This is a genomic window from Paeniglutamicibacter sp. MACA_103, assembly GCF_045798555.1.
GTDB lineage: Bacteria > Actinomycetota > Actinomycetes > Actinomycetales > Micrococcaceae > Paeniglutamicibacter.
Window position 1 is genome coordinate 1 of the sequence record NZ_JBIXLN010000046.1, and the last position, 14,223, is coordinate 14,223.

At 66.9% G+C, this 14,223-nt stretch carries 13 protein-coding genes and 3 tRNA genes; 11 read left to right on the forward strand and 5 right to left on the reverse strand.

What is annotated here, in order from left to right; genetic code table 11:
- Positions 1 to 99: 99 nt before the first annotated feature.
- Positions 100 to 188, reverse strand: a tRNA-Ser gene (locus tag ACIPVK_RS17975).
- A 138-nt stretch (positions 189 to 326) separates the two neighbouring features.
- Between ACIPVK_RS17975 and ACIPVK_RS17980 the strand changes: the two genes are divergently transcribed.
- Positions 327 to 719 (forward strand): hypothetical protein, encoded by a 393-nt coding sequence (locus ACIPVK_RS17980; protein WP_407613352.1) that lies wholly within the window; start codon positions 327 to 329, stop codon positions 717 to 719.
- A 1-nt stretch (position 720) separates the two neighbouring features.
- On the opposite strand, the gene ACIPVK_RS17985 is transcribed toward ACIPVK_RS17980, so the two are convergent.
- The gene (locus tag ACIPVK_RS17985) at positions 721 to 2,856 is read right to left on the reverse strand and encodes a prolyl oligopeptidase family serine peptidase (RefSeq protein ID WP_407613353.1); all 2,136 of its coding nucleotides are present in this window, start codon (positions 2,854 to 2,856) and stop codon (positions 721 to 723) included.
- Positions 2,857 to 3,098: 242 nt separating this feature from the next.
- Between ACIPVK_RS17985 and ACIPVK_RS17990 the strand changes: the two genes are divergently transcribed.
- Entirely contained in the window at positions 3,099 to 5,132 is a 2,034-nt protein-coding gene (locus tag ACIPVK_RS17990; RefSeq protein WP_407613354.1) for an FAD/NAD(P)-binding protein, read from the forward strand.
- Between the two features lie 61 nt (positions 5,133 to 5,193).
- On the opposite strand, the gene ACIPVK_RS17995 is transcribed toward ACIPVK_RS17990, so the two are convergent.
- A complete protein-coding gene (locus tag ACIPVK_RS17995; protein WP_407613355.1) occupies positions 5,194 to 5,976 on the reverse strand; it encodes a VOC family protein in 783 nt (260 codons plus the stop codon).
- A 165-nt stretch (positions 5,977 to 6,141) separates the two neighbouring features.
- Positions 6,142 to 6,229: transfer RNA gene (locus ACIPVK_RS18000), tRNA-Ser, on the reverse strand.
- Positions 6,230 to 6,427: 198 nt separating this feature from the next.
- On the opposite strand from ACIPVK_RS18000, the gene ACIPVK_RS18005 reads away from it, so the two are divergent.
- The 9 genes from ACIPVK_RS18005 to ACIPVK_RS18045 all read left to right on the forward strand — a co-directional run bounded on the left by ACIPVK_RS18005 (position 6,428) and on the right by ACIPVK_RS18045 (position 14,034).
- Entirely contained in the window at positions 6,428 to 7,405 is a 978-nt protein-coding gene (locus tag ACIPVK_RS18005) for an NAD(P)H-quinone oxidoreductase (RefSeq protein WP_407613382.1), read from the forward strand.
- A 123-nt stretch (positions 7,406 to 7,528) separates the two neighbouring features.
- Positions 7,529 to 9,775 (forward strand): carbon starvation CstA family protein, encoded by a 2,247-nt coding sequence (locus ACIPVK_RS18010; protein WP_407613356.1) that lies wholly within the window; start codon positions 7,529 to 7,531, stop codon positions 9,773 to 9,775.
- 2 nt (positions 9,776 to 9,777) lie between these two features.
- Positions 9,778 to 10,026: a YbdD/YjiX family protein gene (locus ACIPVK_RS18015; RefSeq protein WP_407613357.1), complete on the forward strand. Its 249-nt coding sequence runs from the start codon at positions 9,778 to 9,780 to the stop codon at positions 10,024 to 10,026.
- 179 nt (positions 10,027 to 10,205) lie between these two features.
- On the forward strand, positions 10,206 to 10,931 hold the full coding sequence (locus ACIPVK_RS18020; protein WP_407613358.1) for a proteasome activator: 726 nt from the start codon (positions 10,206 to 10,208) through the stop codon (positions 10,929 to 10,931).
- A gap of 90 nt (positions 10,932 to 11,021) precedes the next feature.
- Entirely contained in the window at positions 11,022 to 11,483 is a 462-nt protein-coding gene (locus ACIPVK_RS18025) for a hypothetical protein (RefSeq protein ID WP_407613359.1), read from the forward strand.
- An 83-nt stretch (positions 11,484 to 11,566) separates the two neighbouring features.
- Positions 11,567 to 12,412, forward strand: a complete 846-nt coding sequence (locus tag ACIPVK_RS18030; protein WP_407613360.1) for an aldo/keto reductase — start codon at positions 11,567 to 11,569, stop codon at positions 12,410 to 12,412.
- A 261-nt stretch (positions 12,413 to 12,673) separates the two neighbouring features.
- Positions 12,674 to 13,096, forward strand: coding sequence for an Hsp20/alpha crystallin family protein (locus ACIPVK_RS18035; protein ID WP_407613361.1), 423 nt, complete (start codon positions 12,674 to 12,676; stop codon positions 13,094 to 13,096).
- A gap of 225 nt (positions 13,097 to 13,321) precedes the next feature.
- Entirely contained in the window at positions 13,322 to 13,669 is a 348-nt protein-coding gene (locus ACIPVK_RS18040; RefSeq protein ID WP_407613362.1) for a J domain-containing protein, read from the forward strand.
- Complete coding sequence (locus ACIPVK_RS18045) at positions 13,666 to 14,034, forward strand: hypothetical protein (RefSeq protein WP_407613363.1); 369 nt, start codon at positions 13,666 to 13,668, stop codon at positions 14,032 to 14,034. The genes ACIPVK_RS18040 and ACIPVK_RS18045 overlap by 4 nt, the downstream gene beginning before the upstream one ends.
- A 90-nt stretch (positions 14,035 to 14,124) precedes the next feature.
- On the opposite strand, the gene ACIPVK_RS18050 is transcribed toward ACIPVK_RS18045, so the two are convergent.
- Positions 14,125 to 14,197, reverse strand: a tRNA-Thr gene (locus ACIPVK_RS18050).
- Between the last annotated feature and the right edge of the window lie 26 nt (positions 14,198 to 14,223).

A 14,223-nucleotide genomic window follows, 5' to 3' on the forward strand; every position in this document is an offset into this window, starting at 1 on the left:
CGCCCCCCGCCCCCCCCCCCCCCCCCCCCCCCCCCCCCCCCCCCCCCCCCCCCCCCGGGTTAAGACGAAAAAACCCCCACCGGAGTAGGGGTTTTTCAGCGGACACGGGGAGATTTGAACTCCCGGTCGAGTTTAACCCCGACACTTCATTAGCAGTGAAGCCCATTCGGCCGCTCTGGCACGTGTCCATTTCGCTGTTTCCAGCTCCCCTAGACTACCCAAAGCTGGCGCGGCACACAAAACGAGTGCTGCAGGGCTGCAACAAACCCTCGAGATCGGTGGACCACGGCCGCCAGGGGCACCGCCCGGGCGGTAGCGTTGGACCCATGCAAGCCACCGGACTGGTCACCGTTGCGGACCTGAACTACAACACGGCCAACAGGGACCGCATTGCGGTTTCGGTCCGGCTTGCGGTGGTTCTTGACACCGGACGCAGCGTCTTGCTGTTGGACGATCGCGGTTGGTCCTCATCCCAGAAGTGGTCCCAGGCATCGGTGGTGGACATCAGGGAAACGGCACTGGTTGTGGTTGGACCGGATGAACCGTCGGAGGACCAGGACGAAGACGACATGGCAGCGGAGTATTGGGAGCACCTGAGCGACCTCCTGGAACAGCAGGACCTGGCCATTGACCCGGCCGAACTCCGCGAGTTGCCTCACGACGTCCGGCTAAGCCAGCGTCTACTCAAGCGCATCGGCACCGCGGTCCCGGGGTCGTGACTCAGTCGCCGACATGCCGCCAGAGGAACTCGTAACTGGTGGCAAGCATGGTGGCGGTCGCATTGTTGTCGCTGGCCCCGGCGTGGCCACCGTCAAGCGACTCGTGGTACCGGACATTGCCGACACCCATGTCCATCATCTTCGCGGCCATCTTCCGGGCCTGCACGGGGCCGACCCGGTCGTCGCTGGTTGCGCTCCAGATCAGGGAGGCCGGGTAATCGATACCCTCCGGCAGCGCATCGTCGAGCCGGTGGTACGGGGAGAAAGTCCGCACGAATTCCCAGTCCCCGGGAACGTCCGGGTCCCCGTACTCGGCAATCCACGAATGCCCTGCTGCCAGGCGGGTGTACCGACGCATGTCCAGCAACGGAACGCCGCAGGAGATTGCCCCGAACAGCTCCGGGTAGCCGGTGATCATGTTGCCCATGAGCAGCCCGCCGTTGGAGCGCCCCGTTGCTGCCAGGTGCTCGCGCGAGGTGACGCCCCGGGCGATGAGATCCCGGGCGACGGCCGCGAAGTCCTCATAGGCGCGGTGCCGGTTCTCCCGCAAGGCGGCGCGGTGCCAGCGCGGGCCGTACTCGCCACCGCCGCGAATGTTCGCCACCACGTAGCTGCCGCGCCTGCCCGCCGCGGTGCGGCGGACCAGCCAGCCGGGACCCAGCGCGCCAAGGTAGCTCGGGGTCAGGCTGGTCTGGAACCCGCCGTAGCCGTTCATCAGCACCGGGTTCTTTCCATCGAGCGGCAGCTCGCGCGGGGACACCTGGAAGTAGGGGACCCGCGTGCCGTCATCGGAAACGGCGAAGTGCTGGGAAACCTCGAAGTCGCCGGCATCGAAACGCGCGGGGGCGCCCTTGACGACCTGGGGGACGGTGGAGCCGGCTGGATCCGGATCGGCGGTGACGGTGCCGCGGGCCAGCGTGGTGGGCGTGAGGAACCCGGTGAGCGTTAGCCAGAAGTCGTCACCGCATGCGGGATCCTCGTCGTCGACGGCCGAAATGCTGAAGCTGTGCAGCGGGGAGCCGATGTCCAGGGGGCTGAGCGCGAAGTCGTTCGCGGGATCGCAGACGAGTATTTGCGAGGAGACGTCCTGCAGGACATTGAGGAGAATGTGGTTGGCCGTGAAGTCGATGGACTGCAGGGACGTGGAGGCCGTGGGAACGAATATTTCGCGCGGCGTGGCCGTGCCGGCCATGAATTCCTCGAGATCGGCCAGGACGAGCGAGCCCGGAACGTGCGTGGCGCCGTCGCGGGTCCAGGGCGTCTGCGGGGAGAACAGCACCCATCCGCGGTGCAGCGAGACCCCGACGTCGGTGGGGACCTCCACGTGCACCCACCGGTCCTCGCGGCGCACGAAGGTCTTGGAGTTGTAGAAGTCGATGACGTCGTGGGCTACGTCGCGTTCGTACCCCGGGGTCGAGTCATGGGAAACGTAGGCCAGGACGTGTGACTGGTCGATGGCGAAGATTTCCTCGGCCTCGGCCAGTGACTGCCCGCGGAGCAGCCGGCGCACGGTGCGGGCATAGGAGGAACGCGTGAGCGACCCCTCGCCGACATCGGTTGCCACGAACAGCGTGTCCGCATCCGCCCAGGAGACGTTGGTCTTGGCTACGGGCAGGTCGAAGCCGCCCGGGACAAAGGCGAGGGACGGCAAGTCGAATTCCCGCACGCGCACCTGGTCCCCACCGTCAGGGGAAAGCTTGACCAGGGCCCGGGCGTACTCTTCACCCGGTGCCGGGCGCAGCATCTGTGCCCCGGAGAAGACCCAGTCGGTGCCTTCGGCCGCAGCCAAGGCATCCACGTCGAGCAGGACTTCCCAATCGGGGTCCTCCTGCTTGTACGACTCCCAGTCGGTGCGCCGCCACAAGCCCTTGGGGTGCTCCGAGTCGCGCCAGAAGTTGTAGTAGTGCTCCCCGCGCTTGGTGACCATCGGGATCCTGTCCGCGGCATCCAGGACCTTGAGGATTTCTTGTTGGGTGGCGGCAAAGTCTGCGTCGAAGAGCTCGGCCTCGGTGCGGGCATTCTGCCCGAGCACCCATTCCATGGCGCGCTCCGAATCCAGTTCCTCCAGCCACAGCAACTGGTCTTCGGGGGTGCCACCGGCGGTGGAATCGATGTCGTGCGCCGGGGCGGAGGTCATAGGGGCCTGCCCTTCCAAGACCGGGGCTTCAGCAGTATCCGGGGCGTTTAGATCGGTCTCACGAGGATAATCAGGGCTCATGGGCACAGTCTCTCATGCACCACCGGGAATTCGCTCGGACCCCGGGGCATGATCCGGTGACCGGCAGACACAGGGCCCCGGACACCGGATCGCGGGGTGACACGGCCCCGGCTTTCGACCTCCACGGCGCGCAGCGGCGCTGGGACGCTAGGCTGAATCCCGTGAGTGAGAAGCAAAATCCCGGTCGAGAACCGTACGTCATAGCCATCGTGGGAGCGGGGCCGAGGGGAACCTCCGTCCTCGAACGCCTGGCGTCGGAACTGGGACGAACCCGAAACCACTCACACAAAATCACCGTGGTGGTCTTTGACGTCCACGATCCGGGTGCCGGGCATGTCTGGTCCACGGCGCAATCCCGGCACTTCCTGATGAACACCCCGGCGGGCTTCCCGACCGTGGCGCCCGTGCGCACGCACCCGGATGCACCGGGACTGAGCTTTGACCAATGGCGTGCGACAGACGGCGACGGTGCGGTGCTGAGCAGCGTGGAAAGCGCTGAATTGGGGCAAATGGGCCGCGGCTCCTACCCGCCGCGCGCCCTCTACGGCCGGTACCTGCGCCATGTATTCGACCGTTCGGTTGCCGCCTTGCGATCCCAGGAGGCAGTCTCCGAGGTGCGTTTCGAGCGTGCCGAAATCACCGGGCTGCACCGCGGGGATGCCGACTACCTATTGCAAGGGCACCCGGTCGATGACACCCGCCCCCACCCGCGACGCTCCGGCGAGGGATTCGAATTGCGCGCCGACGCGGTGGTGTTGGCGCTGGGACATGTCCCGGCGCGACTCAACCCGGCACAGGAAGCCATGGCCCAGGCCGCGGACGACGCCGGCCTGCTCTACCAGGGGCCCAACGTGCCCGGGGACGTTGCCTGGGACAAGGTCCCGGGCGGGGAGACCGTCTTGGTGCGCGGACTGGGCCTGAACTTCTTCGACGTGATGGTCGCGTTGACGGTGGGGCGCGGCGGGCAGTTCAACGAAATCAACGGCGGGCCCGGCCGGGCCCTTGAATACTGGCCCACGGGCCGCGAGCCGCGGATCGTCGCGGCCTCCCGGCGCGGTACGCCGTACCGCGCGAAATCCTGCATCGAGGAATTCATCCCGGACTCCGTCCGGCTGCGCTACCTGGATGGCGAGGTGATCATCCAAAAGGTCGCCGAGGCCCGGGCGCTGAACCCGGAAGCAACGGCGCGCTTCGACGCCCACGTGTGGCCGCTGCTGCACCGCGATGTCTTGCTGGCCTACTACCGCACCGCCGCCCAGCGCCATCCTTCCCGCTTCGAGGTGGACCCGGACGAATTCGTCGGGCTGCTCATCAACGCCCTCGATGCCGAGCACCAGGCCGGATCGCAGGTATGGCTGCAGGACGCTAAGCGACTCATCGACGAGCTTGCCCCGGCACTGGGGTTCTTGGACGTCCCCGGGCTGGGACATCCCTTCGCCGAGAGGGGATTTTCCTCCCTGAAGGAATACCAAAAGTCCGTCATGGAATACCTGGAATACGACGCGATTTCCTCGGCGGAGGGCGAGAAGGACCCTCTGAAGATGGCCATTGCCACCCTGAACGCGGGGCGCATGATCGTCAAGGACATGATCGCCGAGGGCCTGATCTCCGACGAGTCGCGACTGGCCGAGGTGCAGGGCTGGTTCGAGCCCTTGGTGGAAGGGCTGGCCTCCGGCCCGCCGCTGCAGCGCATCGAGGAACTGGCCGCGCTGGCACGCGCCAACGTCGTGGAATTCATCGGCCCCGACCCGGAATTCGAGATCGACGTGCCCACCGGGAAGTTCACCGCGTCCTCGCCCTGGGTCGACGCCCCGGCATACACGGCGCGCACCCTTATCGAGGCGATGATGCCGGCCAACCGCGTGCTGCAAACCGATTCGCCGTTGCTGCGGCAGCTGCTTGACGACGGACTGGCCGCGGCCTTCACCATGCGCAACGACCAGGGCGAACCGATCCCGGGACAGGGGCTGGAAGTCGTGGGCGAGCCCTACCGGATGGTCGATGCCCGGGGACTGGCGCACCGGGCAATCTTCGTGCTGGGGCTGCAGCTGTCCTCGGTGCAATGGGGGACCGCGATTGCCGCCCAGGCCGGGGCGCCGCTCGACGGAGCGGCCCGGACGCTCGGCGATGCCCAGGACATTGCCCGGGAACTGCTTCGCCTCAGCCAGGTCAAGGACCTGAACCAGCCGAGTTGAAAGCGGGGCCGGGCGAAGGTGCGGTCAGCAACACCGCACCTTCGCCCGGCCGGGGAAGCGCCTAGCCCTGCAGCACGCCCACCAGTTTCAAGGAGGCTCCGCAGCAATCGGTGATCGCCGCAACCCGGCCGAACTCCGAATCCTGCGGGCCCTCGGTGACGGTGCCGCCGTTGGCCACCGCAGTGGCGCAGGCCGCATCCACGTCGTCCACGCCCCAGTAGGTCACCCAGAACCCGGGGACCGCCTCCGGCAGGAAGCCTGAGGCGTCCATCAGTCCGGCCCGGGCGTCGTCGCCCTGTCCGTAGGTGGTGTACCTGAATTCCGGGGAATCCGACATGACGTGCATGTCCCAGCCAAAGGCCTTGGAATAGAACTCCACCGCGGCGGGGTAGTCCTTCGAATGAAGCTCGTGCCAGACGGGGGAGCCGTGCTCGGAATCGACGCCGAATCCCTCGTGCTCCTGCGGCTGCCACACACCGAATGCGGCACCGCCGGCATCAAGGAAGATGCCCATGTGCCCGTACGGCGCCACATGCATCGGCGGCATCAGGACCTGGCCGCCGGCGCCCTGGACGTCGGCCGCCGTGGCGGCGATGTCGTCGCTCTTCAAGTACAGCGACCAGATGTTGGGAATGCCGCCGAACTCCGGCTGGTAGGGGGAGAGTCCCGCGACGAGGTGCCCCTGCCGCGTGGCACTGAGGTATCCGCCGTATTCCTCGGCGATCGGTTCCTCGAATTCCCACCCGAAGAGTGCTGCATAGAATTTCTTGCTGGCTTCGATGTCGGAGGTCATGATGTCGGTCCAGACCGGGTTTCCGGCAGGGGTGTTCTCGCGCAGGGACATTGTCGAACGCTTCCAATCCTGGGTTTGTCTTCGGTTCGTGAACCGGGAATCCAGCCTGCCCGGTTGCATGGAATCCTACGTGTCGCACCAACCCCTGGCCATGGCCTGCGGGTTAACGGAAGGAGGCGGTTCCCGTGGGTACGGGAACCGCCTCCTTGCATTGAGCGGATGGTAAGAGATTTGAACTCTTGGTACGGGGTTACCGCACACTGGTTTTCAAGACCAGCTCCTTAGGCCGCTCGGACAACCATCCAGACCCAAAAAGTATACGCCAGCCGGAAGGGGCGGCCGGACCGCCACGCCCCGCGGGTCACAAACAGGAGCCGGAATTTCCGGGCGGTTAGAGTGGCCCCAACGAGACAAGACGCAGGTGCCGGGACCTGAGTAGCACGGGCCGCCGGGCAAGACCTGCGAGCGGAGCGAAGGATATGGGGAGATGACGATGGCGATGATGCGTGCCTTTGAATACCGGGGTGCAGGCGGTCCCGAGGTGCTGGTCGAGGTCGACCGGCCCATGCCGGTCCCGGGGCCCGGGGAGGTGCTCATCAAGGTGGTGGCCTTCGGGCTGAACCGCGCCGACGTTCAACAGCGCAAGGGCGTCTACCCGCCGCCGCCGGGTGCCAGCGACATCCCCGGGCTGGAGGTCTCGGGCACCATCGAGGCGCTGGGGGAGGGCACGACCGGCTTCGCCGCGGGCCAGCGGGTTTGCGCACTCTTGGCCGGCGGCGGCTATGCCCAGTACGTGGCGGTTCCCGCCGGGCTGGTCCTGGAGGTCCCGCGGGACGTGGACCTCGCCGACGCCGCGGGCTTCATGGAGGTGGCAGGCACCGTGGTGTCCAACCTCTTCCTTGAAGCCGGGCTCCGGGCAGGCAACACCGTGCTGTTGCACGGCGGTGCCGGCGGCATCGGTTCCATGGCCATCCAGTTGGCGGCCGCGGCAGGTGCGAAGGTCCTGGTGACCGCCTCGAGCGGGGAAAAAATCGCCCACTGCCTGGCGCTCGGCGCCCACGCGGGCATCAACTACCGCGAGGAGGACTTCGCGGCACGCACCCTGGAATTGACCGACGGCGCCGGGGTGGACGTGGTCCTGGACGTCGTGGGGGCCAAGTACCTGGAAGCCAACGTGCGCGTCCTGGCCACGGGCGGCACCTTGGTCGTCATCGGCCTGCAGGGCGGGGCCAAGGCCGAACTGAACCTGGGCGCGCTGATGGCGAAGCGCGCCAGGGTCATGGGAACCACGCTGCGCGCCCGGCCGCTGGGCCAGAAGGAGGAAATCGTCGCGGCGGTGAAGAAGCATGCGCTGCCGATGCTGGCCGAGGGCACGCTGGATCTGTCGATCGACCGCCGTTTCCCCTTCACAGAGGCCCGTTCGGCGCATGAATACTTCGATTCGGGGAACCACACGGGAAAAATCATCGTAAAGATCTGAAACTGTTTTTCCCACGGGCTACGGTAGATCACAAGGGGCGGTGTCGCGGACCACAAAAGTCCGCGGCACACGCCCCAAGGATCACTCGCATCGTCCGATCCGTCAGCCCCGTGAGAGGAAAACATGAGCACGTCCCAACCATCGGCTCCAGAGCTTCCCCCGGCAGGTGTCGACCCGCAGGTTGCCCAGGCCGAGGAACGCAAATGGACACCGGCCAAGATTGCCCTGTGGGTGGCGATTTCGCTGCTCGGCGGCGTCGCCTGGGCCATCCTGGCGTTCTCCCGCGGGGAGACCATCAACGCCATCTGGTTCGTCTTCGCGGCCGTGTGCACCTACCTGGTGGCCTACCGCTTCTACTCCAAGTTCATTGAGCGCAAGATCGCCAAGCCCAATGACTTCCGGGCCACCCCGGCCGAATACAACAACAACGGCCGCGACTTCATGCCGACGGACCGCCGCGTGCTCTTCGGCCACCACTTCGCGGCCATCGCCGGCGCCGGCCCGCTGGTCGGCCCGATCCTCGCCGCGCAGATGGGCTACCTGCCGGGCACCATCTGGATCATCATCGGCGTGGTGCTTGCCGGCGCGGTCCAGGACTACCTGGTCATGTTCTTCTCGATGCGCCGCGGCGGACGTTCGCTGGGACAGATGGCCCGCGAGGAACTCGGGGTCATCGGCGGCACCGCGGCCCTGATCGCGACCCTGGCCATCATGGTCATCATCGTCGCCATCCTGGCCCTGGTGGTCGTCAATGCGCTGGGCGAATCCGCCTGGGGCGTGTACTCGGTCGGCCTGACCATCCCGATCGCACTGTTCATGGGCGTCTACCTGCGCTTCATCCGCCCGGGCAAGGTCATGGAAATTTCCCTGATCGGCTTCGTGCTGCTGATGTTCGCCATCATCTCCGGCCGCTGGGTTGCCGAATCAGCGTGGGGCGCCGAGCTCTTCCACCTGGACCGCACCACCCTGGCCTGGTTCATCATCGTGTACGGCTTCATTGCCGCGGTGCTCCCGGTGTGGCTGCTGCTGGCCCCGCGCGACTACCTCTCCACGTTCATGAAGATCGGCGTCATCGGCCTGCTGGCCGTGGCCATCATCGTGGTCCGCCCGGAAATCAGCGTTCCGGCGATCTCCGAGTTCGCGGGCTCCGACAAGGGCCCGGTGGTTGCCGGGCACCTCTTCCCGTTCCTCTTTGTCACCATTGCCTGTGGCGCCCTTTCCGGGTTCCATGCGCTGATCTCCTCGGGCACCACCCCGAAGATGGTGGAAAAGGAAAAGCAGACCCGCTTCCTGGGCTACGGCGGCATGCTCATGGAATCCTTCGTGGCCATCATGGCCCTGGTCGCGGCGATCTCCATCGACCGCGGCATCTACTTCGCCATGAACTCCTCGGCCGCCGCCACCGGCGGCACCGTGGAAGGCGCCGTGGCGTTCGTGAACTCCCTGGGCCTGACCGGCGTGAACCTGACCCCGAGCATGCTCACCGACCTGGCAGCAGGCGTGGGCGAGGAATCCGTGGTCTCGCGCACCGGCGGCGCCCCGACGCTGGCCGTGGGCATCGCGCACATCATGAACCAGTGGTTCGGCGGGCCGGCGATGATGGCCTTCTGGTACCACTTCGCCATCATGTTCGAGGCGCTGTTCATCCTCACGGCCGTGGATGCCGGAACCCGCGTGGCCCGCTTCATGCTGCAGGACACCATCGGCAACTTCATCCCGAAGTTCAAGGACACCTCCTGGCGCCCCGGAGCCTGGGTGTGTACCGCCATCATGGTCGCGGCCTGGGGGTACATCCTGATCCTCGGGGTCACCGACCCGCTGGGCGGGATCAACACCTTCTTCCCGCTCTTCGGCATCTCCAACCAGCTGCTGGCGGCCATCGCCCTGGCCGTGGTCATGACCATCGTGGCCAAGCGCGGGAACTTCAAGTACCTGTGGATCGTGGTGCTGCCGCTGGCGTTCGCCACCGTGGTCACGGTGTCGGCTTCGTTCCTGAAGATCTTCTCCCCGGTCCCGGCCGTGGGCTACTTCGCCCAGCACAACGCGTTCAAGGGCGCCCTCGAGCGCGGGGAAACCACCTTCGGCACTGCCAAGAACGTTGAGGCCATGGAGGCAGTGGTGCGCAACACCGGTGTCCAGGGCTGGCTCTCGGTGATCTTCCTGGTGCTCTCGCTGATCGTGATCATCGCCGCGGTCATCGCTACCATCCGGGCCTACCCCAACGGCGGCGGGACCGACACCGAGGATCCGGAGATCCCCTCGCGCATCTACGCACCGAGCGGACTGGTTTCATCCCCGGCGGAGAAGGAACTGGAGAAGGCCTGGAAGCAGGTCCCCCCGGAGCACCAGATCGCACGCGGGGGCCACTGACCATGGACAGCGCAAGCTCCGGCGCCCGGGGCGCAGGTCCCTCGGTGCTGGCCCGCGGCCTGTGCGCGGTCGGCAACGTGGCCCGCGGCCTCGGGCGCTACCTCGAGGGGGTGCTGGGGGCGGACAAGTACCGGGTCTACCTCGAACACCAGGCGCGCACGCATCCGGGTGTCGCTCCCATGGGCGCGCGCGAATTCTGGCGCGACTACACCGACTGGCAGGAGAAGAACCCGCAGGGCCGGTGCTGCTGACCGGCATTCCGTGCGCAAGCGCATAAGGGCCACGGGGCCGGCGGCCACTGTCCGCCGGCCCCGTGGCGTTGGCGGGCGACCGCGCGGGGCTCCGCCTCGCGGCCCCCGACCGCGGTTGGCTTTGAACCAACAACGAAATCTTCCTGCCTGCCCGGGGAATCACATGGCAAGATGGAGCCATGAGCGAGCACAGTGACCAGATCCCCGATCCCGACTCTGCATCGAACACCCCCGCGTCAGAGGATGCGACGTGGCCATTCCAGGCCACGGCCGAGGCCGGCACCCGCCCGGGCGCCGGGACAACGGGTCCCGCCGGGCACCCCGCGGCCCCCGCTGCCGGCAACGTCGCCGGCACCCCGGGCGGGCATGCGCCCGGCAAGGACGGCGTGAAGGTGATGAACATTGGCGAGCCGGCCAAGCTCATGCGCATCGGCGGGATGATCAAGCAGCTGCTCGAGGAGGTGCGCTCGGCCCCGTTGGACGAGGAAGCCCGCGCCCGCATGGCCGACATCCACGAACGCTCCGTCCACGAGCTGGAGACCGGGCTGTCCCCTGAACTTGCCGAGGAACTCCACCGCATCCGGCTGCCCTTCGCCGACGGGGAGACGCCCTCGGAGGCGGAGCTTCGCGTGGCGCAGGCCCAATTGGTGGGCTGGCTCGAGGGAGTCTTCCACGGCCTGCAGGCGGCGATGGCCGCCCAGCAGATGGCCAACCAGCAGCTGGCCCAGCGCATGGCGATGCGCCAGCTTCCCCCGGGCACCCAGGTGGCCCCGGGGATCGTCATCAACGAGCAGGGCGAGCCCGAACGCATGCCACAGGGTGGCCCGGGTGCGGCCGAGGGTTCCGAGCGACCCGCCCAGGGACCGGGCGCCGAGGGCGAGACCGGGTATGGGCAGTACCTCTAGACTGGAATTGGCAACACGGGAAGCGAAATGTTCCTCGGGCATATTGAACCACCGGGGGAGACCATGGCAATAACAAAGGCAAACACGTAGATGGGGCTGTTCTCCTCCGTTCGCGGCGCACGCCGCGACAACAAGGAACTCGGCGACGGGGTATGGCGCCGTGCCTATGACAGGTTCGGGCGTTCGCTGGATCGGGTGCACCAGGTCCTCGAGGGCATCGAGGACGACGACCTGCACAATGCCCTGATCCTCATCGCCAACCACCTGGCCGAGCTCCAGGGGCGGGTGCGCGCCGTGTGTGTCGCCGCCCAGGCCAAGTCCCCGAGCAGCGGGGACGACGTCCCGCACGATCTCTACGCAGTCCACCGCCTGCTGTCCAAGGCCGCCAACGACCTGGCCACCACCGCTCAGGTCGCCGCCATGGCGCGCCTCGACGGGGAACGCTGGGGCTACGCGTCGGCGGGACTGGAGAACGTTGCCATGCGCGCGGACCTGGTGGCCGAGGGCATCGGCGCGGCGGAAGCCGAAATGGCCAAGCACCAGGGGTCCTGACCGCGGGGCAAGAGGTTTCGCCCAGCGCTGATCCTTCCCGCCTCCGGCAATTGCTTTCAATGCACGGTGGCAGGATGGGAAACATGACGAACCTTGTATCCCCAGATCTCACATTCCACGACGGCAACACCATTCCCCAGCTTGGCTACGGGGTCTGGAAGGTCGAAGACGACGTCGCAACCGACGTTGTCCAGCAGGCCTTCGCCGCCGGATACCGCCACATCGACACCGCCCGCATCTACGGCAACGAGGAGGGCGTCGGCCGCGCCATTGCCGCCACCGACGTGCCCCGCGAGGACATGTTCATCACCACCAAGGTGTGGAACGCCGACCAGGGCTACGACTCCACCCTGGCCGCCTTCGACGCATCGATGGAACGCCTGGGCCTGGAGTACCTCGACCTCTACCTGATCCACTGGCTGCAGCCCAAGCAGGGCAAGTACGTGGACACCTGGCGTGCGCTCGTCGAGCTGCAGAAGTCCGGCCGCGTGAAGTCCATCGGCGTCTGCAACTTCACCGTCGAGGCGCTCGCCGAGCTCGAGGAAGCCACCGGCGTGCTGCCGGTGATCAACCAGGTCGAGACCCACCCGTACTTCCCCCAAGCCGAACTGCGCGAGTTCGAAGCGTCCAAGGGCATTCTGCACCAGTCGTGGTCGCCGCTGGGCCAGGGCAACGAACTGCTGCAGGATCCGGCACTCGTCGCCATCGCCGAGAAGCACCATGCCAGCGTCGCCCAGGTCGTCATTGCCTGGCACCTGGCCCTGGGCAGCGTGGTCATCCCGAAGTCGGTGACCCCGTCGCGCATCGTGGAGAACATTGAGGGTCTCGGTGTGCAGCTGGACGCCGACGACATCGCCGCGATCAACGCCCTGGACAAGGGCGCCGATGGCCGCATCGCCGCCGACCCGGCCGTCAGCGACTTCGCCTAGGCGACAAAGTGGCTCCCCTGAACGGGGGCACTGCAGGACGGAGGCGTGTGGGGACCCGGAAACGGGTCCCCACACGCGCTTAAGGCGTGCTCCGGCCCCCGGCCGCCCAAGGCGCGGAACCCGTGGGTTCGGGGCAAAAAATGGCCAAATTCCCAGGAAATTTCTTGTTGCGCGGGCGGTGGAGTGATGCTAAAAAATTAATACCCGCAGCCACACGGGGCAGCGGGATCGGCAAACGACAAAGCTGTGAAGGAGAGAACAATGTTGATGCGCTCAGATCCGTTCCGTGAACTCGACAAGCTCGCCCAGCAGGTTTGGGGGACAACGGCCAGGCCGGCGGCCATGAGCATGGACGCCTGGCGTGAAGGCGATACATTCCGGGTCGAGTTTGACCTCCCGGGGGTAAGCCCCGATTCGATCGACCTGGATGTCGAAAACAACGTCGTGACCATCAAGGCCGAACGAGGTGCACTGGGAGACGAGGTCGAAATCCTTGCCGCCGAACGCGCGCGCGGAGTGTTCAGCCGCCAGCTGGTGCTGGGGGAGAACCTCGATACGGAGAACATCGACGCCAGCTACGACGCGGGTGTGCTGACCCTGCGGATTCCGGTCGCCGAACAGGCGAAGGCACGCAAGATCGCCATCACCAGCAAGGAGTCCGGCCGCCAGTCCATCGGCGCCTGAGGTCCCCGAGATGGTTCACCCGACGGGGACGGCCCGCTCCCGGCATCAGTAAATGCCGGTGTTGGCCACAAGGCACACCGCGGCGCCTCCGGCGCATCGTGGGGCCGGGGGCGACGCCGTCCCCTTCGAAGATGGTCCCGGTCACCGGCGGGGGACGGGACCATCTTCGGCATCCCAGGCCCTGCCCGCGCCGAACCCCGGCGCGATGATTCGAAAGGCATTCCCGTGGACTCCCGCAACCCCTATGCGGTGCTTCGCCTGGATCCGCAGGCCAGCGCCGCCGAGATCTCCCGTGCCTACCGGGCCCAAATGCGCCTGCACCATCCCGACACCAGGCCGGGGACCGACGGCCCGGGGCAGGACGCGCTGGAGCGTTCCCGCCTGCAGTCGGTGATGGATGCCTATGCGGTCCTGGGCAATGCCGCCGCCCGGTCCGCGTACGATCGCGAACACCCATCCGCCCGCGGGGCTTCGAGGGCGGCGGGGGCCAGACGGGTTTCCCGCACGACCCGGCCCGACGTGTTGGCGGGGCCACTGGTCTGGACCCCGCCCCCGGAAAGGAGCCTGCCGTGAATTCCTGGCATCGCTACGATGCGCCGTTGCTGCCCGAGTTCCTTGAGCGCTTTGAGACGCGATGGGGCCAGGGGACGGCACCGTTCCTGGATCCCGAGATCCACGAACTGCCCGTTCCCCGTGCGCAATGGGTCAACGCCGATACGGGCGCCGCGCTGGCCGTGGTGCCGATGTGGACCGCGGACGAGCGGCGCCGCTGTTTTGCCGTGCTCTACCTGCCGCCCGTGAGCGGGATCTGGCTCTTGCGCCCGGGAATCACCGACTACGTCGAATCCCGGGGCGAGGAAGAGCTCAGGCTCCGCAACGATGCGTTCAAGAAGGCGGTGGACCACGCCCGGGCGTTCATCCACGGAGGCGGGCCCTAGACGGCCACCACCGCACCGGGCGTTGCGGACGGAATCCAACGCACGAGGGCCCGCCACCTGACGGTGACGGGCCCTCGAGTTGAAGCTGCGAGCCTCCTGCCAGAATCGAACTGGCGACCTTTTCATTACGAGTGAAACGCTCTACCAACTGAGCTAAGGAGGCACCGTGGCGCGCAAGCACCACAAGTG